The organism is Drancourtella massiliensis (genome assembly GCF_016900655.1).
Classification (GTDB): Bacteria; Bacillota; Clostridia; order Lachnospirales; family Lachnospiraceae; genus Sellimonas; species Sellimonas catena.
In genome coordinates this window covers 1-1527 of sequence record NZ_JACJKH010000069.1, presented here as the reverse complement: position 1 = coordinate 1527, position 1527 = coordinate 1, and the positions used below count along the sequence as shown (strand labels likewise).

The window sequence follows — 1527 nt, the reverse complement described above, 5'->3', positions numbered from 1 at the left end:
ATGGCCTGCGAAACCAATATCATTATAGCATAGGAGTTTTTTAGTACTCTAGGTAACGCTACGGCTTTGCCTCGGCCCCCATTTCAAATGGGGGATATATATATTATTCATTATCGGAAGAAATGTTCAAAAAACAATCATAAAAATTTACGATTGTTTTTTTGATGTGCGCCCGGCGGGCACACGTTCTAAGGGGTGAAAGTCCCTGACCCGCCCGGCAGTGGGAAGGGTGCAGCCAAAGGCAAGGGCGTCACCGTGAGGTGGGGTCTGAAGGAAGCCGGAGGCAAACCACTGGCCTGTAAAAGTTGTCCGGACAGGCTGTGAAGCGTGGATGAGATTGCATCACAAATCAAAGTCCAATAACTGCACGGAACGCCAGCAGTAAACGGGGCAGGTATAAGTGGGAAAGAACGTGTGAGTACCCGGGGAGATCTCACGGACATGACAAAGTGATAGAACATTCATAGCCATGGTCGAAAACGGTTTGTCGTGAGAAGTCAGCAGACCCCATATTACAATACCCGGTGGCTTAAGACACTGGGAAAGGGGGAAACAATAGGAGGTGCCACTTCCAAATGGAAACCAGACATGGAACTAAGTACAGACAACTTCATATTGAAGACTACCTGAGAGAGATACCTGCGGAACAGGGAAGGGGAACAGGAGTGTACGCCCAGGAATGAGGAGGCGTTGATTACATAGGATGGTTTTACCAGACTGTCATCCAAACCAAGTTTCCGAAACTTCTGTGGCATATTTTCAACTTCCAGGTCAAAAACTTCTTTAACCCTTTTCTTCAGTGTTTCATTTTCGCTCTGAAGCGCATATTCATAAAGAGAAACCAATACTGCTTTATACGGATCCTGAAATGCTGACATACAGTGGAATATCTTTGAAACAAAGTCCATCTCAGGAAGTTCTATAAAATATCTGTCAACTCCCGTCAACAGCATACTTGCTGCAAAACATTCAGCCTTTCGTTCCTCCATCGTATTATCTCTTTCAATAAAATGGTCAAATGATACTTTATCAAAAATAAGATGATAGATTTCATGCCACGCTGTAAAGTATTGATTTGCACTAGGCAGCGCTGTATTAAGGACAGGTATTATTTTCCCGTTTTTTACAAAAATTGCTCCGCTCCAAAATTTATCTTCAATGGGCATCTGAATCAAACCAAATTCCTGCAAAATCAGTAAAGCAAGCTGCGGTCTTGATGCAAACTTCATAATTGCAGGATTCATTTGTAATTTCATTGTTTGCTCCAACACTTCATCTCTGATTTCATTATTCTTTTTTATAACTAACTAAAACTTCCCACACCAATACGGTGTGTTGAACCTTGAAAATTCAATATTTCAGCCAATAAAAAAGGCATAAACCTGTTCCGTTTGGTATAATGGAATTGACTAGAAATGGTGTGGTATAAAAAAAGTTGACAGCTTATTCTCAAGGATTTCATAATAAAACCAAGAGAATAAGGAGGCATTCAAAGTGGCACGTAAATATGACCATGAATACAAAGTA

At 41.3% G+C, this 1527-nt stretch carries 1 protein-coding gene; it reads right to left on the bottom strand.

Going from position 1 to position 1527, the window contains the following annotated elements:
• Positions 1-512: 512 nt before the first annotated feature.
• Positions 513-1256: an ImmA/IrrE family metallo-endopeptidase gene (locus H6A32_RS15725; RefSeq protein ID WP_204864810.1), complete on the bottom strand. Its 744-nt coding sequence runs from the start codon at positions 1254-1256 to the stop codon at positions 513-515.
• Positions 1257-1527: the final 271 nt, after the last annotated feature.

Excerpts from the sequence above, each read along its gene's own strand:
- H6A32_RS15725 (WP_204864810.1), bottom strand. The coding sequence starts at position 1,256 with ATGAAATTACAAATGAATCCTGCAATTATGAAGTTTGCATCAAGACCG.